Here is a 19,594-nt window from a genome sequence, read left to right as displayed (position 1 = left end):
TCCAGTAACATTATTATTTGCTCCCAGTGGCCCGCTTCAACACAAGGCGGGCAGTAATACGCAGGCGCAACAAGCGCCATAAAATCCAAATCAGCGTGGCGGCAGCAATGCTGGCCGTCAGCAGATAAGTATCGTTGTAAGCCAGAATATTCGCTTCCAGCGTCGACACCGTTTGCAGCTGCGTCACCGCCTGCGCGCTAAGCAATGTGTTGTCACCAAGCTGGCTTTGAAACATCTGGCTGTAATATTGCAAACGCTCATTGACCAGTGGGTTTAAGGTGGTGAGCTGGTCCGCTAACAGGCTGGAGTGATACTTTTCCCGCCAGGTCTGAAACGTGCCGAGGATCGCCGAACCCAGCAGCCCGCCGATATTCTGGCTCATGCCAAACAGCACCGAGAAACTGACCAGGTTGCGCGGCTCCGCCACCACGCCGCCAATCCCTGCCAGCATCGCTGGTGCGATAAAAAACGCACTGGCAAAACCGAGTAAAAACTGGCTTACCATCAACTGATTCGGGCGCGTCAAACTGGTGGACTGGCTATCAAGCAGCGAGGCGATAATCATCAATGCCAGCGAGGTGACAATCGGCCATGCCAGTCGCTGGGGTTTAATCGTCAGGCAACTGGCGGTAATACCGCAGATGATACCTGCCAGGATCGACCACGCCAGGCTGGTCATTTGCTCGTTTTGCAGGCCAACATATTGCAGCCAGCCAAACACGCCGGTGTTCTGCTCGGCGAGCACAATGCGGATCAGTAGCATAATCAGCCCAAGACGCACAATGCTGCCGCTGGAGAGCCAGCGGGTGTTGAGCAGCGGGTTACTGCGGTTGTGTTCAAAGGCTATCGCCGAGACGATCAGCACCACGGCGCCTGCCAGCGCCCAGCCGATCCAGGGCGCTTCAAACCACCAGTCCAGCCGACCCAGCGACAGCACCGCGCACAGCAGCGCCATGCCTGGTGCGAGCAGAAAGAAAGTGATGAAATCTTTCTTTTCAAACACTTTTTTACGATCGCCCGGCGGCAATTTTAAGGCGATCACGCAGCCAAGCGAGAGCAGCGCCAGCCCAAGTTCGAACAGGTACAGCCCGCGCCATTCATCCAGTTGCAGCAGCTCGGTAGAAAAGAGGCGGGCAATCGGAATCGCCAGCGTCGAACCGGTAATACCAATGGTCAGCGCTTTTAAGCGATGTTTCGCCGGCCAGGCCTGAATCTGATAGTAAATGCCGAGCGAACTGAGTGCCGCCGCCACCATGCCGTGCGCGGCGCGGACAAACAGGGCAGAACTAAGATCGTTGATAAACAGGTGGAAGAAGGTCACCAGTACATACAGCACCAGAAACCCTTCGGTAAACGCGCGCAGACCGTATTGCTGGCGAAACTTTACCAGCAGCAGGTTAATTGACACATTGGTCATCACATACACCGCGGGCAGCCAGGCGATCTCCGTCGACCAGGCGGCAAACGTGCCTTGCAGGTTTTGCAAATTAGCTGTCACCATCGCGTTGCCGAGCGCGCCGGTCATGCAAACCAGCAGGCCAACGACACCATAGGCGATACGGCGCGGAGTGCTGTGATAAGGGGTGGAAGGCGAACCCAGCAGCATCGGTTTTTCATGCGGCTGCCATTCGCGTGGGCTATACGGGTCGCTTTTCGGCAAACGCATTACATTTTCCTGACCGGGCTAAGGGTGATCGTTCGCGACGGTAAGTTGTGCGCGCATGAAGATGTCGGGGACAGCTGTAATCCATATAGAAACAAAGATTGTTAATGTGAATGGTTAGCGGGCTAATGATTCTACTTGTGCCGTCAAAGGCAATGCAAGTGCATAAGAAAAATATAGGTTACTGACGTTAAGTGATCTGCTTTATTGATAAAAATAAACAACTATAGGTGACAACGTCACAATGAGTGCACTAACCATTACGCTTACCGGGGCAAGCGAACCTGCATGCCTGCAACTTCAGGACGCGCTTTCTGATTACCTGCAACACCTCACAGGCAGCTGCGGCAGAGCCTCGTTTGACGCCGCAGCCTTAGGTGAGCGGGGCTTCTTTTTGCTGGCACAAGAAAACGCGGTGGCGGTGGGCTGCGTTGCGGTTCGTGAATTGTCCGCCGGGATCGGTGAAATCAAGCGCATGTATGCGCGCCCCGGCACGCGCGGCGTAGGCGCTCAGTTGCTCCGCACGCTTGAGCAGCATGCGCGGGAGCGCGGTTTTCATGCGCTGTGGCTGGAGACGCGCAAAATCAACCAGCGTGCCATTGATTTCTATCAGCGCAACGGCTTTCGGATCCGTGAAAACTACGGCACCTATATTGGCAGGCCGGAAGCGGTATGTTTCGAAAAAGCGTTGTGACCGGTAGGTGCGGTTTCGTTAGTGCACGAATGCGTGCAGCATAAAAGTATGCCGTTTTGCCTGCTTAACGCCGGGTTACAGGCGCTGTCTTCAATGGGGCAGATACAGCGGTAATCCCTGCATCGCGGGGTATTGCACATGTTTCAAAAAGGCTACAGAAACTTACCTGAACCGCTGCGAACAGGATTCGGAGTGATCCCCTGTTCTGCGGGTGATGACGCGGTAGGCTGTAAGTTAACGCGAAGGAGGTTCTATGCTGATGACGACTTTTCCTGCCGTATCAGAGCGCACGCTGGCGGCGGCAAATACGCTGGGTGCGTGGCTCGCGCAAAATGATTTTGTCGGTAAGCCCACGCCCGTGCGGGCTGATGTGGTGATCCTCGCGGGTAATGCTGTCATTCCTGTGATCGATGCCGCCTGCGCGCTGGCGGCGGCGCAGCAAACGCCGCTTCTGATAAGCGGTGGCGTCGGGCACTCCACCACGTTTCTTTATTCGGCTGTCGCCCGGCATCCACGCTATAACGTCGTGCGTACCACCGGGCGCGGCGAAGCGGCAATTCTGGCCGATATCGCGCGCCAGTTCTGGCAGATTGATGCGAAACAGATCCTGATTGAGGACAAATCCACCAACTGCGGCGAGAACGCCAGGTTCAGCATCGATATGCTGATGTCGCAGGGGGTAAAACCGAAAACCGTGATGGTGGTGCAGGATCCCACCATGCAGCGCCGCACAATGGCGACGTTTGCCCGCGTCAGCCAGCAGTGTCACGATGCGCCGCACTGGCTGAGCTGGCCCGGCTTTACTCCGCAGTTAACCAACACGGCTGAGGGGCTGGCATTCCAGCCGCAGCAGCGAGGTTTATGGTCGGTTGAGCGTTATTTGTCGTTGCTGCTGGGGGAAGTGCCGCGTCTGCGCGATGATGCTAATGGCTACGGGCCAAACGGCCGCGATTTTATCGTTCATGTTGATTTCCCGGAGGAAGTCGACGCTGCGTGGCAGGTTTTAATGGCCGATACCACGCTTACTGCGGCGCTCGGTAGCCGCGCTTTGTAACCTCAATGCCCGTTTGCGCAGACGTTGCCGCAAACGGGCATTTCCTCCGCTGTACTTGTCACGGTTTTGTTGCTTTTTAGCGCCCCTTTTATGCGTTCTCTCACAAAAGTTGCCCCTGTCTGTAGGAAAAATGTCGTGCGCGGATAGATTTTTAACAACGAATTTACTTGTTAAAAACAATGTTATTACAGGAGCGAGGCATGACAGCACCGGTACAGCACCCTATGTTTATCGATGGTCAATTCGTGAGCTGGCAAGGCGATACGTGGTTGGATGTGATCAACCCGGCAACCGAAGCGATCCTGGCGCGTATTCCCGATGGCACCGCCGAAGACGCGCGCAAGGCCATTGACGCCGCAGAACGGGCGCAGCCAGGCTGGGAAGCGCTGCCCGCTATTGAGCGCGCGGGCTGGTTACGCAAAATCGCGGTGGGCATTCGTGAAAAAGCGTCTGAGATCAGTGCGCTGATTGTCGCCGAAGGGGGAAAAATTCAGCAACTGGCGGAGGTGGAAGTCTCTTTTACCGCCGATTACATCGATTATATGGCCGAGTGGGCGCGGCGCTATGAAGGCGAAATTCTGCAAAGCGACCGTCCGGGCGAAAATATCTTTGTCTTTAAACGCCCGTTGGGTGTCACCACTGGCATTTTGCCGTGGAATTTCCCGTTCTTCCTGATTGCCCGCAAAATGGCGCCTGCGTTGATTACCGGCAACACCATCGTGATTAAACCGAGCGAATTCACACCGAACAACGCGATCGCCTTCGCGAAAATCGTCCATGATGTCGGCTTACCAAAAGGCGTTTTTAACCTGGTGCTCGGGCGCGGGGAAACCGTTGGGCAGGAGCTGGCGGGGAATCCGAAAGTGGCGATGGTCAGCATGACCGGCAGCGTTGGCGCGGGTGAGAAAATCATGGCGGCAGCGGCGAAAAACATCACCAAAGTGTGTCTTGAACTGGGCGGCAAAGCGCCGGCAATTGTTTTTGATGATGCCGATCTTGAGCTGGCCGTGAAAGCGATTGTTGATTCCCGCGTCATCAACACCGGGCAGGTGTGTAACTGCGCCGAACGCGTGTATGTGCAAAAAGGCATTTATGACCGCTTTGTCAATCGACTTGGCGAAGCCATGAAAGCGGTACAGTTTGGCGATCCGGCGCAGCGCAACGATATAGCGATGGGGCCGCTTATCAATGCGGCGGCACTGCAACGCGTTGCAGAGAAGGTCGAGCGCGCCGTGTCTGAAGGCGCGCGCGTGGTACTCGGCGGCAAGGCGGTCGCCGGCAAAGGCTATTTTTACCCGCCGACATTGCTGCTCGATGTGCGCCAGGAGATGGCCATCATGCATGAAGAGACGTTTGGCCCGGTGCTGCCGGTGGTTGCGTTCGACACGCTGGAAGAGGCGCTGGCGATGGCCAACGACAGCGATTATGGCCTCACGTCGTCGGTATATACCCGCGATCTGACGACAGCAATGAAAGCCGTGCGGGGGCTGAAGTTTGGTGAAACCTACATTAACCGCGAGAATTTCGAAGCGATGCAGGGTTTCCATGCGGGCTGGCGCAAATCGGGCATTGGTGGGGCGGATGGACGCCACGGCCTGAACGAGTATCTGCAAACGCAAATGGTCTATCTGCAATCTTGATATACGCAGCCCCCGCACATGGCGGGGGCTCGTTTCATACTTTGGTTGCTATCCACGCCATCATCAGTTCCGGCCATATTGCCACCGGTAAGCCCAGCGCATCGCGAATGCCAAAACCGTGTTTCCCCTGTTCGAACAGATGCATCTCAACCGGCACGCCAAGGCGGCGCAGGGCGCTGAACATAACCACGCTATTTTCCACTTTCACTGCCGGGTCATCGACCGCATGCAGCAGAAAGGTCGGCGGCGTGTTTTCATCGGCCATTTGCTCTGCGGAGTAGCGACGGATCTGTTCGTCGCCCGGCGTATCGCCAATCAACTGCTGGCGCGACATCGGGTGGTCAATCTCCTGGTGCATGGTAATAACCGGATAGACCAGCGCCATAAACGCCGGGCGGGCGTGTTGCTTATCCATCTCATCAACGGGGTGATAGACGTTTTCGTTGTAGCGTGTGCCAAGGCTGGCTGCGGCGTGGCCGCCGGCGGAAAAACCCATAATGCCAATACGTTCAGGATCGAGTCGCCACTCCTGCGCACGGGCGCGAATGACGCGTATCGCGCGTTGCACATCGGCCAGCGGCGCGTCCGCACCTTCCTCATGCCCGTCGCCGGGCAGGCGGTAGGTCATGACAAACAGGGTGTAACCTTTGGCATTAAAGCAGGGGGCCAGCGCGCTGCCTTCTTTATCCAGCACCACGCGTCGATAAGAGCCGCCAGGCGTGACCAGAATACCGACACCGTTCGGGTTTTGTGGCGCGTAGACAGTAATGTGCGGAGCGCGTACGCCGGTGACGGATCGGTCAAAAGGCGAGGGGCCGGTATGATGCTCTTCAAGCTGAAACTTCACCGTGCTTACCGCGGCACCCGGAGCTTCGCCGGTTGGCCAGACGGGGAACGTCGTGGCGTGTTGTACCGCCACGTTCATCAGGGTGAGTAAATCTTCCGGGCTGATATTTCTCATGTGCTGCCTGGTTTGAATACGCCAGGTTGTTACCCGGCGTGGATGGAGAGATTACAGTGCGCGATATTTTTCCAGTACGCGAACCAGCTGAGTGACAAAACCGTATTCGTTGTCGTACCAGGAGACGGTTTTGACCAGTTGTATACCGCCAGCTTCGGTGATCTCGGTTTGCGTGGCGTCAAAGACGGAACCAAAATGGCTGCCGATAACATCAGAAGAGACGATCTCATCGTCGGTATAACCGAAAGATTCATTATTTTCGGTGGCTTTTTTCAGTGCCTGATGAATTTCATCGACCGTCACTTTCTTCTCTAATATGGATACCAGTTCGGTAACGGAGCCGGTTTTCACCGGTATGCGCTGCGCGTGGCCTTTCAGCTTGCCGCTCAATGCCGGGATCACCAGACCGATGGCTTTCGCCGCACCGGTAGTGTGCGGAATGATATTTTCCGCGGCGGCACGAGAGGCGCGCAGATCTTTCCCGCGCGGGCCATCGACCAGCGCCTGCGTACCGGTGTAGGCGTGGATGGTGGTCATGGTGCCGACTTTAATGCCGAAATTATCCTGCAATGCCTTGGCCATCGGCGCGAGACAGTTGGTGGTGCAGGAAGCCACAGAAATAATGGTGTCCTGCGCATTAATCGTGTCGTCGTTAACGTTGTAGACGATAGTTTTCATCTCGCCTGCCGGAGCGGAAATAAGCACTTTTTTGGCTCCGCCGTCGATGTGCGCCTGCGATTTTTCGCTCGATGTATAAAAACCGGTACACTCAACGATGATCTCAGCACCGGCGCTGCGCCACGGAATATTTTTCGCCTCTTTTTCTGCATATACCGTGATGGTTTTGCCGTTAACGATCAGCGCGTCTTCGGTAAAATCCACGCTCCAGCCGAACGGACCGTAGTTGGAGTCATGCTTTAACAAATAGGCCAGCACTTTGGGTGAGGTCAGATCGTTGATCGCCACCACCTCTGCGCCGCTGTTGGTTTCCAGCAGGCGACGTAACACCAGGCGCCCAATGCGCCCGAATCCATTAATGCCAATTTTGCTCATCGATCTTCTCCATCAGAATGTAATGAATCACCGTTTTGCACTTATTTAGTGATAACCTGGCGGGCGTTATTGGGCAAATGAATCCCATTCAGGCAGTGGTAAGTCCCTGAAAAATGATAAGGAAAAGTTAATGAATTTTTAAGGAAAGCCCGGTATGTTGAACGCCGGTTCGTTCGTTTTGGGGTTCCTTATGCGTAGCAAATATTCCGGATTACAAATCGCCATTCACTGGCTGGTGTTCCTGCTGGTTATTGGCGCTTATTGCGCCATGGAACTACGCGGATTCTTCCCGCGCAGCTATCGTCCTTATTTCAATCTGGTCCACGTTTCATGTGGCATTTCAATTCTGGTGCTAATGGTGGCGCGTCTGCTGGTGCGGCTGAAAAGCCCGACGCCGCCGATTGAGCCGAAACCGTCCGCGATGATGACCGGGCTGGCGCACCTTGGGCATCTGGTCATTTACCTGCTGTTTATTGCCTTGCCCGTTATTGGCCTGCTGATGATGTATAACCGCGGTGGTCCATGGATTGCTTTCGGTATTACGATGCCGTATGCCGCCGAAGCGAATTATGATTTGGTGGATACGCTTAAAGAGTTCCACGAGCTGTTGGCCAATGTCGGCTATTTTGTCATTGCGTTGCATGCCGGTGCGGCGCTGGCGCATCACTACTATTTTAAAGACAACACGCTGCTGCGCATGATGCCAAAAAAACGCGGCTAACGCTTCCTCATTGCTGGCCCCGCATCCTGCGGGGCTTTTTCATTTCTGCGCGTCTAAAATGTGATCCTGTCGGGTTTTCCACATTGAAAAGCAGGGCGGAAATCACATTTTACGCCATCCGTGCTGTGCGCAATTCGTACAAGCAGTGTAGATAGTATATCTATTATAGAAACACTATCGGGCGGAGGGGATATGACACAGCCAGTACAGGAGTCTCTTGATCGGATGGCAACACAAGAACACGCTGCCGGATCGCGCAAATTACGCAAAGTGCTGCTCGCCACCGGCATTGGTCACTTTGTCGAATGGTTTGACTTTGGCCTGTATGGCACGCTCGCCGCCATTATCGGCCTGCAGTTTTTCCAGGCGGGCGATCCGAGCGTCGCACTGCTTTCGTCGTTCGCGGTCTTTGGCGCGGGTTTTATTATGCGCCCGCTTGGCGGGCTGTTTTTCGGTTCGCTGGGCGACAGAAAAGGGCGGCAAAAAGTGCTGGCAACGGTGATCCTGCTCACCTCCGGTGCCACCTTCGTAATGGGGCTGCTACCGACTTATCATCAGATTGGTATTACCGCGACGGTGCTGCTGGTGATAACGCGCCTGATTCAGGGCTTTGCCGCAGGGGGCGAAAGCTCGGGCGCGACAACCTACCTGGCGGAATATGCCCCTACGGAGCGCCGTGGCTACTTCACCTGCTGGATTGATAACTTTGGTTTTATGGCGTTTGTCGTCGGCTCCGGGCTGGTCTTTCTGCTGACGGCAACGCTCGGTGAAAGCACAATGAGCGACTGGGGCTGGCGCATTCCCTTTTTAATTGCCGGGCCGCTGGGCTGGGTCGGTCTGTATTTACGAAAACATCTGGAAGATTCGCCAGAATTTCTCGACGCCATGAAGAACGGGCAAACCGAATCCGCGCCGCTGCGTAAAGCGGTAACCACCGCGTGGGGCGCGTTGCTGTTCTGTGTCGGTTTTGTGGTGATCAAAGCGGTCGGGCACTGGACGCTGCAAACTTTTATGCCGAGCTATCTCTCAACCGAGTTGCACTTCTCGAAACTTAACGCTTACGCCATCACCACGATTGGTCTCTTTTCCGTGGCGGTGCTGGTGCCGTTTATGGGCTATCTGTCGGATAAATATGGCCGTAAACCGTTAATGCTGACCGGGTGCGCCGGGTTTATTCTGCTGAGTTACCCGGCCATGATGGTGATGGCGAACGGCGATGTGCTCTCTGCTGTGCTGGCAATGGTGATGCTGGGGGCGTTTATCGCCGCGTTTGATGGCGCCTGTACCGCCGCAATGGCGGAACTTTTCCCCACCAGCGTGCGCTATGGCGGCTTGTCTATCGCCTATAACTTTGCCGTCGCCTTCTTTGGCGGCATCACACCCTGGTTTTCCGCCTGGCTCATTACCAGCACCGGCGATAAATTTTCGCCCGCCTTCTATGTGATGGGCGCGGCGCTCATCACCTTCCTGACAGTGCTGCGCGCCCGCGAAACCGCAGGGCAGCCGTTAAAACGCTGACGTTTTGCCCGGAGGAGCCCGCCGGGCTATCAGGTAAATCTTAAACAGGATATTGCGCGTATCCGTCACGGAGCAGGACGTGGCGGGTGCGCGCAATGGCCGATGATTTTCTTTCGCTTTCATCTACAGGGGAATATTTATTTGTCCGTCCGGGGAATAAATATCAACGTGATATTAACCTAGGAAATCATTTTTATTCCATAGGGACAAAGTTCGAATAAACACGTCTGCTGCTTTTCACAATTCCGTAATGAAACGTTATCATTACCAGGACAATGACAACTGGTTTTTAAAGTCCGCCAGATAGCAGGGAAAAAGGGCATGGTATGAATAACGCGAAAATTCTGTGGTTTTCCATCAATGGATACCCGTGCGCCATCAGTATGTAAGTAGTTGTTTGGTCGCAAAAAATAGTTGCCGCGATACCAGACAATAACCGACAGATGCTCGCTATTCCTGGCGACAGCAAACGCCGTGCCGGTCGTTGGGGAAAGCAGCATATCCGTAATATCCCAGCGCATAAGTTCTCCTTGCTAATAGCATAATGTCTCACTAAGAAAAATCTTATCAAATAATTCGCGCCAGCCCTAAGTTAAATTTTATATTTAATATTGCACTGATTAACCTACGATATATTTAATTAAATTTACTTAGGATTTTGATATCAAACAAAAATGGTGGGGTTTTGTACAATATATTTTTACGATTGTTATCCTTTTCCGGTGAATACATTATGTTTTCTCTCTGCTAGAGTCATCACGTCACTTTAGTCTCGCCTTGTCAGGAGGTTTTCCGTGCTTTTGTCCAGTCTGATTGCGATCGCCGCCGTGCTAATGATGGGGGTAATGAGCCCTGGTCCGAGTTTTATTTACGTTGCGCGTAATTCACTGGCGCATTCACGTGTGCATGGTTTAGTCACCTCGCTGGGAATGGGGGTTGGCGCGGCGACTTTTGCGCTGATGGCGATGCTGGGATTGCAAAGGGTGCTGAATGCGGTGCCGGAACTCTATATGGCGCTAAAGATAGCAGGGGGCGCGTATCTTATCTGGATGGCGGTGAAGATTTTTCGCGGCGCGTCACAACCATTGACGCTCTCTGTGAACCATAACGACGCACCCAAAGGGCTGTGGAAGACGTTTCGTGATGGGTTGTTTATTCAGTTAAGCAACCCGAAAACGGCTATCGTATTCGCGTCTATTTTCACCGCGCTGCTGCCAGCCAATATTCCAACGGTCTTCTATTATGTGATCCCGCTGATGAGCTTTGTGATTGATGCGGGCTGGTATTCGCTGGTGGCGCTGCTGCTTTCATCCGAGAAACCGCGCCGCGTGTATTTGCGCATCAAAACAGCGGTGGACAGAACCTCGGCCACGGTACTGAGTATTTTAGGGATCAAGCTGATTTATTCGTCGCTGGTGAAGTAAAACTGAGGCTGAGTACCGCAGGGGGTGGCAACCTGGGAAATATTGTCGGTCAAAACGCTGGCTGACAATAGTTGCTTGTATTAAGAACGCGAGTTAACTCTTCTTTGTGCGAAGAATTAATTTAACGATCACGAACATAATCGATGCATAAACACATAGCATAATGACAAACGCAAAGAATGAGGTGGGATCGGCATCGGCTTCATAAGGCGTGGAAATCAGCGGGCGAAAGGTTGCATAAGCCCAGTCTGAAACGCCAACGGTTAAGCTATTGAGCGGCATTCCATATATTGATAAACATAATGCAGCCACGAAGCAGATAAAAAAAAGCCCCGCGTTTTTAATGTATTCGGCAAGCATTAAAATGACTCTCTCCCATAACATCGACGCACCATACGCTGAGAAGGACATGTTACCTTTGCGTACTTCTTTATGGAACATATCAGGAATACGCTGGTGCGGAGTTGTACGCTGGTGCGGAGTTGAGCAGACAGGCTGGCGTGAACGTTGTCGTTCGCACTGGCTGACATAGAAACATACCGTTAGAGCTGTAGATGAGGCGGCTTTGACAGTGCATATCATCGCGATCACGTTTTCGATGAATTTGCGCATCAATATTGTACAACCGAATAAAACAGGGCAATGCATAACGAATGTTTGATAAGTTGTTTTTATACATCATCCCGATAAAAACCGCTTTGGGCGGGATTTTTTACTATCAGCGAAGTGCCAAACAAACTGATTTGATGTAATGTAACGACATGTTTCTGATAAATAATAAAAGGATGTTTATGAAAAAATCACTGTTGCTTTTTATCTGTTTCCTGCCTTCTTTATCTTTCGCAAAATTCATTCATCCGATGGATTTTGATGGTTCAGAGGCGCAGAAAGCGGAAGTTATTAAGTACATTCAAGATCGCGTTCAGAAAGATTACTGCAATAGCAAGCTCAATATGTGTCAGGAAACGACTTTAAGAATGATGGAGCAGGAGAATTTGCGCGCGTTCAAAGAGGCTTCACAGGCGAAAGACCGAAAAATAATGGATAAAGTCATTAAGACATACTGCCATTCGGCACTGGATATGTGTAACTACACGACTATTGAAATGATGTACAACGAAAATCAAAAGGCATCAAAACAAGATCTGAAGTGGTAATACTACCCTGGTCTTATCACTAGCCTCGGCATTCGCCGGGGCTTTTTTATTCGCGGTGAAAAAGGAAAGCGGTTATTCCTGATCCGGCTGGTTCATATTCGCAACCGGGGCGAATTGGGACGGCGAAACCCCTTTTATGCTTCACAGGTCGTTGTACTGAAACGCCTAACCTTCTGATACCCATAAAAAACATAATGTTTACATCGTACTAAAATAAAAGTTACCATACCCCCCTATAGTATCAAGGAGGTCGTATGCCCCATTCACCAGAAGATAAAAAACGCGTGCTTACGCGGGTTCGTCGCATTCGTGGCCAGGTTGATGCATTAGAGCGTGCGCTGGAAAGCGGCGAGCCCTGCATCGCGATTTTGCAGCAAATCGCCGCCGTACGCGGCGCAGCCAATGGTCTGATGGGCGAAATGGTTGAAATTCACCTCAAAGATGAGCTGGTCACCGGCGAAACCACTGCCGATCAACGCGCGGTGCGCATGGCGGAAGTCGGTCATCTTCTGCGCTCTTATCTAAAATAAGCAATAAGCCATATACAAAAAGGAAGCGACTTATGAAATCACGTGCAGCTGTGGCCTTTGGGCCGGGTCAACCGCTCAAAATCGTCGAGATAGACGTAGCGCCGCCAAAAAAGGGTGAAGTGCTGGTGCGCATCACACACACCGGCGTTTGCCACACCGATGCATTTACGCTTTCTGGCGACGATCCGGAAGGCGTGTTCCCGGCGGTGCTCGGCCATGAAGGCGGCGGCATCGTTGTGGAAGTCGGCGAAGGGGTGACCAGCCTGAAACCGGGCGACCACGTTATTCCCCTCTACACGGCGGAGTGCGGCGAGTGTAAGTTCTGTAAATCCGGGAAAACCAACCTCTGTCAGGCCGTTCGCGCCACGCAGGGCAAAGGCCTGATGCCGGATGGTACAACCCGTTTCTCGTATAACGGCGAACCGATTTATCACTACATGGGCACCAGCACGTTCAGCGAATACACCGTTTGCGCGGAAATCTCGCTGGCGAAAGTTAACGAACAAGCGCCGCTGGATAAAGTCTGTCTGCTGGGTTGCGGTGTAACCACCGGCATTGGCGCGGTGCATAACACGGCGAAAGTCAAAGAGGGCGATACGGTCGCAATCTTTGGCCTCGGCGGTATCGGTCTGGCGGCTATCCAGGGCGCAGTTCAGGCGAAAGCGGGACGCATTCTGGCGATCGATACCAATCCGGACAAATTCCCTCTCGCCAAAGAGATGGGCGCAACCGACTTTATTAACCCGAAAGATCACGACCGGCCAATCCAGGACGTGATTGTCGAAATGACGGACGGCGGTGTGGACTTCAGTTTTGAGTGCATCGGCAATGTGAGCGTCATGCGTGCCGCGCTTGAGTGCTGCCACAAAGGGTGGGGCGAAAGCGTCATCATCGGCGTGGCGGGCGCAGGGCAGGAGATCAGCACCCGTCCATTCCAGCTGGTGACGGGGCGTGTATGGCGCGGTTCCGCCTTCGGCGGTGTGAAAGGTCGTACACAGCTGCCAGGCATGGTAGAAGATGCGATGGCGGGCAAAATTCGCCTCGATCCCTTCATTACACATCGTATGCCACTGGAGCAGATCAACGATGCCTTTGAGCTGATGCATCAGGGGAAATCTATCCGCACCGTTATCCATTTCGGCGAAAAGTAACGCTCTCTCACGCCAGCGGTGTCACCGCTGGCGCAACCAAACTCCAAATCTGTGACCGCTGACGCGCTTTTCGCCATAAGAATAATCCAATTATTGCCGATGCCTATATATCATTCCTGTTGTACGTATCAGACATATATGAGAGTCGATAGCCATGGATAAAAAAGCAGCGATGCAAAGAACACAAGGCATTGGTTTTATGCACAATATTCGATTGGTTCCCCTGTTTTCTTCCATTCTCGGCGGCATCTTAGTGCTATTTGCATTAAGTTCCGGTCTGGCGGGTTACTTCCTGATGCAAGCGGATCGCGATCAGCAGGATGTCACACAGGAAATCCAGGTGCGCATGGGATTATCCAACAGTTCGAATAACTTACGCATAGCGCGTATCAGCCTGATCCACGCCGGCGCGGCCAGTCGCATCGCCGAAATGGAAGATATGAAAAACAACGTGGCTGAAGCAGAAAAACGCATGAAGCAGTCACAGGACGGTTTTAATCAATATATGGAACGCCCGGTCAAAACTCCGGCGGACCTTGCCCTGGATGGCGATCTCACCACCCGTTTTAATGCCTACATCGCGGGCATGCAACCGATGCTGAAATATGCCAAAAACGGCATGTTTGAAGCGATCATTAACCACGAAAGTGAGCAGGCGCGCCAGCTGGATGCGTCTTATAACGAAGTGTTGTTAAAAGCCATTGATATCCGTACCGCACGTGCGCAGCGCCTGACCGAAGAGGCTCACAGCCGCACCCAGCTTGGGCTGATGTTTATGGCTGCCGCCTTTGCGTTAGCGCTGGTGCTGACGGTTATCACCTTTACCGTATTGCGCAGCGTAGTGATTAACCCGCTGCAACGTGCGGCTCAGCGCATTTCTCGCATCGCAACAGGGGATTTAACGGTAGCCGATGAGCCTGCCGGGCGTAGCGAAATTGGTCGTCTGAGTAGCGATCTGCAAGCGATGCAGCATTCGCTGGTCACCACAGTCGCGACGGTGCGTCAGGGCGCGGAAGAGATCTATCGCGGTACCAGCGAGATCTCCGCCGGTAACACCGATCTCTCTTCCCGTACTGAGCAACAGGCTGCGGCCATTGAACAAACGGCTGCCAGCATGGAGCAATTAACCGCGACCGTGAAGCAGAACGCCGACAACGCGCACCATGCCAGCGGGCTGGCACGCGATGCCTCCGGCAAAGCGACCAAAGGTGGGCAGATTGTTTCTGGCGTCGTGCAAACGATGGGCAATATCACCAACAGTTCGCGCAAAATTTCCGAAATCACAGCGGTTATCAACAGCATCGCCTTCCAGACCAATATTCTGGCGCTTAACGCGGCGGTAGAAGCGGCGCGCGCGGGCGAACAGGGGCGTGGTTTTGCGGTGGTGGCAAGCGAGGTTCGTACGCTGGCAAGCCGCAGTGCGCAGGCGGCGAAAGAGATTGAAGCGCTGATCAGCGAATCCGTGAGCTTAATTGAACAAGGTTCCGGAGAAGTGGTTTCCGCCGGTGAAACCATGGGTGAGATCGTCACAGCCGTTAAGCGCGTGACCGATATCATGCTGGAGATCGCCGCCGCTTCTGATGAGCAGAGCAAAGGCATCACTCAGGTGAGCCAGGCGATCACGGAAATGGATAACGTCACCCAGCAGAACGCCTCACTGGTAGAAGAAGCCTCGGCGGCGGCGGCTTCGCTGGAAGAGCAGGCGGCTCGTCTGACCGAAGCCGTGGGGGCATTCCGTTTAACTGAAGCGGCACCGCAGCGTCAGAATAATGCGGCATCGCCAACCAGCAAAACCTTCAAGCCACAGCGCCCGGCGCTGGCGCAGGGTGATAACTGGGAAACGTTCTGAGTATGCAGAAAACAAAAAAGAGGCCGAATGGCCTCTTTTTTTATGCGCAAAATCTTAACACTGGTTGGTGTTTAAGGCGCTGACCATATTGTTGTAGTTTTGCAGCAGGGACTGGGCGTCCTGTGTCTGCTGCGATTGCATCAGCTGAAACTGCGTTGACTGTTTGGCATCTTTTTCGTACTCGCCATTTTCGGTGCGCTCAATAATGTCACGGCCGGTGGAGAGATAGTCATTGGCTTTAGACAGAAGACTCGAACAGCCCGTTTTGTTGCTTTCGCGTACTTTGGCATCGTAAGCGGTAGCCATGCTGTTGAACTGATCGAGCGCCTCTTTGAATGCCGCCTTCTTATCGCCCAGTCCTTTGCCATCCAGCACGCCACCGGCGGCATCCAGGCTCTCTTTCAGGTAGTAGACCATCCCCATTTGCGCGTGCTCAAGCGTGCCTTTTTGCGTACGTTCGAATTCCGCTTTAATGCGCGCACGATCTTTTGCCTCGATACCTTCAAAGAAATTCGCCTGCGCAACGACCAGCATCTGCATGCTGCTCAACAACGCGGGCTGGATCTCACGACCGTGAGCGCCATTATCGCTTTTGTATGTTTTTGCGCTGATGTAGTTGTACATATCGCGGCTTACCGGCTCGGCTTTTGCCAGCGCTTCGCTGTAAAGAAGCCCCGGTTCATCCAGTTCCGGCATATCCGGCTTCATGCTGTGCGCTTTATCCAGATGTTCTTTAATACGCCCCATAGAGAGCGGTTCAGTAAAAAACAGATCATCCATTTTCTTTTTGCCATCGAAAGCGGGCTGTGTGTACTTCTGGTATTCAGCAAGTTGTTTACCGAAGTTGGCCGAGGTCATGTTAGCCGCGGCAATATATTCGTTGTACTTCAGCACTTCGGCCTGTTCGGCTGACGGCTGCGCTTCTTGCGTTTTGGTGGTTTTGTCGTCACAGGCTGACAGTGCCAGCAGGCAGGCGGCAACCGCCAGCGTACGTGCGACAGGTTTGGCGATGAACATCCCATTCTCCTTGTCCGAAAAAAGAAAAAACCGACTCATTTTGCTGAGCGCCGCACAGGTTAGCATCAATGCCCGACTGGCAAGGGGCATGCCACCTGAATTGGTAGGTTTTAAAAAGGGGGAGAAATTGCCCGGCAGACAGCGCCACCGGGCCAGGTTCAGGCGTGGGCAGCGTTAAATAAAACTGTCGTCATCGTTGCTGTAATCGGTGTCATCAAAATCATCGTTCTGGTAAGAATCATTGCCGAACGAATCGTTCTGATCGAGAAAACGGGTGTCTGAGGCATTACTAAAGTTGTCGTTCTGCGTGTTTTCAAACGACGAATTACCCGCCGCCGTCGCCGGTTCTTCAATAATATTCACAATCTCTTCCGGGCGGGACTGATGAAACATGCTGGTCAGCATTTCGGCCAGCACCACACCACCAGCAACGCCCGCCGCGGTTTGTAAGGCCCCGGCCATAAAACCGCTCCCGCGTGGCGCAGGTGCCGCCGAACGGGAATAGTCCTGCTGCGGCTGCTGAGGTGCATTCCAGTTATTTTCCGGCTGTGGACTCTGGCTTCTCCCGCCGCCAAACAGGCCGCCGAGGAAACTGCCACCGCCGGTTTGCGGTTTGCTTTTTTGCGCGGCCAGCTCGCTTTCCAGCTGCTGGACTTTGCTCTGGAGCTGTTTTAGCGCCGCTTCCTGAATCAGGATCGATTGCGCCATATAGTACGGCGCGGCAGGTTGCTGACGCACAAATTCCGCTATCTGACGCTCAGCCTCGGCGTCGCGCTGGCCGTTCTGTTGCTCGGTCTGTTTCAGGCGCTGGAAAAGGCCGTTGATAAGCTGCTGTTCTTCATATTGCATGGCAATAACCTTCCGATCGCTGTGATAGATACTGTTGAGTTTATCAGTGCCATGAATACGTGTCCGATGAGTGAAATGTTTGTTTAACATTGGTTGCAGCTGGGCAAAAAAATGATGTGAAAGGCCAGATGTTCCGGTGATTCTCGTTGTCTCTTCAAAAAGAAATACATATGAATTACCATATATGTTATTTGGCGTCATTAAGGTAAAGGCATGCTGCAACCCGTTCAGCTTTTTAAAATTCTCGCCGATGAAACGCGGTTAACCATCCTGCTGTTGCTCAGAGAGTCCGGCGAACTTTGCGTATGTGATATTTGCGCAGCGGCGGGGGAGTCGCAACCTAAAATTTCCAGGCACATTGCGATGTTACGTGAATATGGTCTGGTCGTTGATCGACGGGCAGGGAAATGGATCCATTATCGGCTGTCACCTCATATGCCCGCCTGGGCGGCAGCAACCATCGATACAGCATGGGATTGCTTGCGTGAAGAGACGCGAGCCAAACTGCAATCAGTGTCTTTGGGTTCGTGCTGATAACAAAACATATGCATAAATCCGTATATCATGGAGTCTGAAATGTTACTGGCTGGAAGCATATTTATTTTCACACTCGTGCTGGTTATCTGGCAGCCCAAAGGGTTGAGTATTGGCTGGAGCGCAACGCTTGGCGCGGTGCTGGCGCTGGCCTGCGGTGTGATTCATATGAGCGATATTCCGGCGGTGTGGAATATTGTCTGGAACGCAACGGCGACGTTTATTGCCGTCATTATCATCAGCTTACTGTTAGATGAGTCCGGTTTTTTTGAATGGGCAGCGCTGCATGTTGCACGTTGGGGCAACGGGCGCGGGCGGTTGCTGTTCACTTATATTGTGTTGTTAGGAGCGGCGGTTGCAGCCCTGTTTGCCAACGATGGTGCCGCGCTGATCCTGACTCCGATTGTCATTGCCATGTTGCTGGCGCTTGGTTTCAGCCCGCGAGCCACACTGGCGTTCGTGATGGCCGCAGGCTTTATTGCCGATACCGCCAGTCTGCCGCTGATTGTCTCGAATCTGGTTAATATCGTATCGGCAGACTTTTTCCACCTGGGATTCACCGCCTACGCTTCCATCATGGTGCCGGTGGACATCGCGGCAATCGCGGCGACACTTACCATGCTCCACCTCTTTTTTCGCCGTGACATTCCGCAAAATTATGCCGCAGATAAACTGGCAGCACCTGCCCGCGCAATTAAAGATCCGGCGACATTTCGCACCGGCTGGGTAGTGCTGATCCTGCTACTGACAGGCTTTTTTGTGCTGGAACCGCTCGGTATTCCGGTGAGTGCGATTGCGGCTGTTGGTGCGCTTATTCTGTTTGCCGTCGCCAAAAAAGGTGCAGCGATTGATACAAGCAAAGTGCTGCGCGGTGCACCATGGCAAATCGTTGTCTTTTCGCTGGGCATGTATTTGGTGGTCTATGGGCTGCGAAACGCGGGGCTCACCGAATACCTTTCCGGGGTTCTGAATCTGCTGACCAATAAGGGCTTATGGGCGACCACCATCGGCACAGGTTTCATTACCGCATTCCTCTCGTCGGTAATGAACAATATGCCAACAGTGCTGATTGGTGCGCTGTCGATTGATGGCAGCAGCGCAACGGGCGTGCTTAAAGAGGCGATGATTTATGCCAATGTGATTGGCTGCGATCTGGGGCCGAAAATCACGCCTATTGGCAGCCTGGCGACACTGCTCTGGTTGCATGTGCTGGCGCAGAAGAAGATCGCGGTGAGCTGGGGGTATTACTTCCGAACCGGTATCGTGATGACATTGCCGGTTCTTTTTGTCACGCTGGTGGCGCTGGCATTGCGCCTCTCTTTTCCTTTGTCGTGAGAGTACTTATGAGCAACATTACGATTTATCACAACCCTGACTGCGGCACCTCGCGCAACACGCTGGCGCTGATCCGCAACAGCGGGGTGGAGCCGACAATTATTCACTACCTTGAGACACCGCCTTCGCGCGATGAACTCACAACACTGATTGGCGCAATGGGCATTTCAGTGCGTGAGTTGTTGCGAAAAAATGTTGCGCCGTACGAACAACTGGGGCTGGCAGAAGATCGCTTCACCGATGCGCAGCTGATCGATTTTATACTTGAGCATCCGATTTTGATTAACCGCCCGATTGTTGTTACCTCGCGCGGTGCGCGCCTTTGCCGCCCGTCGGAAGTGGTGCTGGAGATCCTGCCTGAAGCGCAGAAAGGCGCGTTTACGAAAGAGGATGGGGAGCAGGTTGTTGATTGCAACGGTAAGCGGATCGCGCCGTAATGCATCC

At 53.3% G+C, this 19,594-nt stretch carries 20 protein-coding genes; 13 read left to right on the top strand and 7 right to left on the bottom strand.

Annotated features, from left to right (window positions below; all coding sequences use genetic code 11):
- Positions 1–13: 13 nt before the first annotated feature.
- Positions 14–1,666 carry an MFS transporter gene (locus O3S68_RS06195; RefSeq protein ID WP_269231063.1) on the bottom strand — a complete coding sequence of 551 codons (1,653 nt, stop codon included), beginning with the start codon at positions 1,664–1,666 and terminating at the stop codon, positions 14–16.
- 241 nt (positions 1,667–1,907) lie between these two features.
- On the opposite strand from O3S68_RS06195, the gene O3S68_RS06190 reads away from it, so the two are divergent.
- From O3S68_RS06190 to aldA, 3 genes are all read left to right on the top strand, one after another.
- Complete coding sequence (locus tag O3S68_RS06190; protein WP_269231062.1) at positions 1,908–2,357, top strand: GNAT family N-acetyltransferase; 450 nt, start codon at positions 1,908–1,910, stop codon at positions 2,355–2,357.
- A 253-nt stretch (positions 2,358–2,610) separates the two neighbouring features.
- Positions 2,611–3,411, top strand: coding sequence for a YdcF family protein (locus tag O3S68_RS06185; protein WP_269231061.1), 801 nt, complete (start codon positions 2,611–2,613; stop codon positions 3,409–3,411).
- A gap of 200 nt (positions 3,412–3,611) precedes the next feature.
- On the top strand, positions 3,612–5,051 hold the full coding sequence (gene aldA, locus O3S68_RS06180) for an aldehyde dehydrogenase (protein ID WP_269231060.1): 1,440 nt from the start codon (positions 3,612–3,614) through the stop codon (positions 5,049–5,051).
- A 34-nt stretch (positions 5,052–5,085) separates the two neighbouring features.
- Here aldA and O3S68_RS06175 read toward each other — a convergent pair whose 3' ends face one another.
- Both O3S68_RS06175 and gap read right to left on the bottom strand, forming a co-directional pair.
- Positions 5,086–6,012, bottom strand: coding sequence for an alpha/beta hydrolase (locus O3S68_RS06175; RefSeq protein ID WP_269231059.1), 927 nt, complete (start codon positions 6,010–6,012; stop codon positions 5,086–5,088).
- 51 nt (positions 6,013–6,063) lie between these two features.
- Positions 6,064–7,065, bottom strand: coding sequence for a type I glyceraldehyde-3-phosphate dehydrogenase (gap, locus tag O3S68_RS06170; protein ID WP_269231058.1), 1,002 nt, complete (start codon positions 7,063–7,065; stop codon positions 6,064–6,066).
- Between the two features lie 190 nt (positions 7,066–7,255).
- Here gap and cybB point away from each other — a divergent pair, with 190 nt between their 5' ends.
- Together cybB and O3S68_RS06160 are read left to right on the top strand one after the other, a co-directional pair.
- Entirely contained in the window at positions 7,256–7,786 is a 531-nt protein-coding gene (gene cybB, locus O3S68_RS06165; RefSeq protein WP_160270126.1) for a cytochrome b561, read from the top strand.
- A 192-nt stretch (positions 7,787–7,978) separates the two neighbouring features.
- The gene (locus O3S68_RS06160; RefSeq protein ID WP_370447795.1) at positions 7,979–9,304 is read left to right on the top strand and encodes an MFS transporter; all 1,326 of its coding nucleotides are present in this window, start codon (positions 7,979–7,981) and stop codon (positions 9,302–9,304) included.
- A gap of 179 nt (positions 9,305–9,483) precedes the next feature.
- On the opposite strand, the gene O3S68_RS06155 is transcribed toward O3S68_RS06160, so the two are convergent.
- Entirely contained in the window at positions 9,484–9,825 is a 342-nt protein-coding gene (locus O3S68_RS06155) for a hypothetical protein (protein ID WP_071925195.1), read from the bottom strand.
- Positions 9,826–10,098: 273 nt separating this feature from the next.
- On the opposite strand from O3S68_RS06155, the gene O3S68_RS06150 reads away from it, so the two are divergent.
- Positions 10,099–10,728, top strand: coding sequence for a LysE family translocator (locus tag O3S68_RS06150; protein WP_269231057.1), 630 nt, complete (start codon positions 10,099–10,101; stop codon positions 10,726–10,728).
- A gap of 93 nt (positions 10,729–10,821) precedes the next feature.
- Here O3S68_RS06150 and O3S68_RS06145 read toward each other — a convergent pair whose 3' ends face one another.
- Positions 10,822–11,340 (bottom strand): hypothetical protein, encoded by a 519-nt coding sequence (locus O3S68_RS06145; protein WP_269231056.1) that lies wholly within the window; start codon positions 11,338–11,340, stop codon positions 10,822–10,824.
- 179 nt (positions 11,341–11,519) lie between these two features.
- Here O3S68_RS06145 and O3S68_RS06140 point away from each other — a divergent pair, with 179 nt between their 5' ends.
- The 4 genes from O3S68_RS06140 to O3S68_RS06125 all read left to right on the top strand — a co-directional run bounded on the left by O3S68_RS06140 (position 11,520) and on the right by O3S68_RS06125 (position 15,415).
- Positions 11,520–11,885 (top strand): hypothetical protein, encoded by a 366-nt coding sequence (locus O3S68_RS06140; protein ID WP_016495944.1) that lies wholly within the window; start codon positions 11,520–11,522, stop codon positions 11,883–11,885.
- A 254-nt stretch (positions 11,886–12,139) separates the two neighbouring features.
- Entirely contained in the window at positions 12,140–12,415 is a 276-nt protein-coding gene (locus tag O3S68_RS06135; RefSeq protein WP_016495945.1) for a metal/formaldehyde-sensitive transcriptional repressor, read from the top strand.
- Positions 12,416–12,447: 32 nt separating this feature from the next.
- Positions 12,448–13,566 carry an S-(hydroxymethyl)glutathione dehydrogenase/class III alcohol dehydrogenase gene (locus tag O3S68_RS06130; RefSeq protein ID WP_269231055.1) on the top strand — a complete coding sequence of 373 codons (1,119 nt, stop codon included), beginning with the start codon at positions 12,448–12,450 and terminating at the stop codon, positions 13,564–13,566.
- A gap of 154 nt (positions 13,567–13,720) precedes the next feature.
- Complete coding sequence (locus O3S68_RS06125; protein ID WP_269231054.1) at positions 13,721–15,415, top strand: methyl-accepting chemotaxis protein; 1,695 nt, start codon at positions 13,721–13,723, stop codon at positions 15,413–15,415.
- Between the two features lie 54 nt (positions 15,416–15,469).
- On the opposite strand, the gene O3S68_RS06120 is transcribed toward O3S68_RS06125, so the two are convergent.
- Together O3S68_RS06120 and O3S68_RS06115 are read right to left on the bottom strand one after the other, a co-directional pair.
- Positions 15,470–16,432, bottom strand: coding sequence for a DUF3829 domain-containing protein (locus O3S68_RS06120; RefSeq protein ID WP_269231053.1), 963 nt, complete (start codon positions 16,430–16,432; stop codon positions 15,470–15,472).
- Positions 16,433–16,606: 174 nt separating this feature from the next.
- Positions 16,607–17,281: a DUF2076 domain-containing protein gene (locus tag O3S68_RS06115; RefSeq protein ID WP_269231052.1), complete on the bottom strand. Its 675-nt coding sequence runs from the start codon at positions 17,279–17,281 to the stop codon at positions 16,607–16,609.
- Positions 17,282–17,494: 213 nt separating this feature from the next.
- Between O3S68_RS06115 and O3S68_RS06110 the strand changes: the two genes are divergently transcribed.
- Genes O3S68_RS06110 through arsC form a run of 3 tightly spaced genes read left to right on the top strand, consistent with a single transcriptional unit; the run spans position 17,495 to position 19,587 of the window.
- The gene (locus tag O3S68_RS06110) at positions 17,495–17,815 is read left to right on the top strand and encodes a metalloregulator ArsR/SmtB family transcription factor (protein WP_045508161.1); all 321 of its coding nucleotides are present in this window, start codon (positions 17,495–17,497) and stop codon (positions 17,813–17,815) included.
- 42 nt (positions 17,816–17,857) lie between these two features.
- Complete coding sequence (locus O3S68_RS06105) at positions 17,858–19,150, top strand: arsenic transporter (protein WP_269231051.1); 1,293 nt, start codon at positions 17,858–17,860, stop codon at positions 19,148–19,150.
- An 8-nt stretch (positions 19,151–19,158) separates the two neighbouring features.
- The gene (gene arsC, locus O3S68_RS06100; RefSeq protein WP_269231050.1) at positions 19,159–19,587 is read left to right on the top strand and encodes a glutaredoxin-dependent arsenate reductase; all 429 of its coding nucleotides are present in this window, start codon (positions 19,159–19,161) and stop codon (positions 19,585–19,587) included.
- Positions 19,588–19,594 lie beyond the last annotated feature (7 nt).

Source organism: Kosakonia sp. SOY2 (assembly GCF_027109175.1).
Taxonomy (GTDB): domain Bacteria; phylum Pseudomonadota; class Gammaproteobacteria; order Enterobacterales; family Enterobacteriaceae; genus Kosakonia.
Note: the sequence above shows the minus strand (reverse complement) of the source record. Positions and strands in the feature narration are given on the sequence as shown.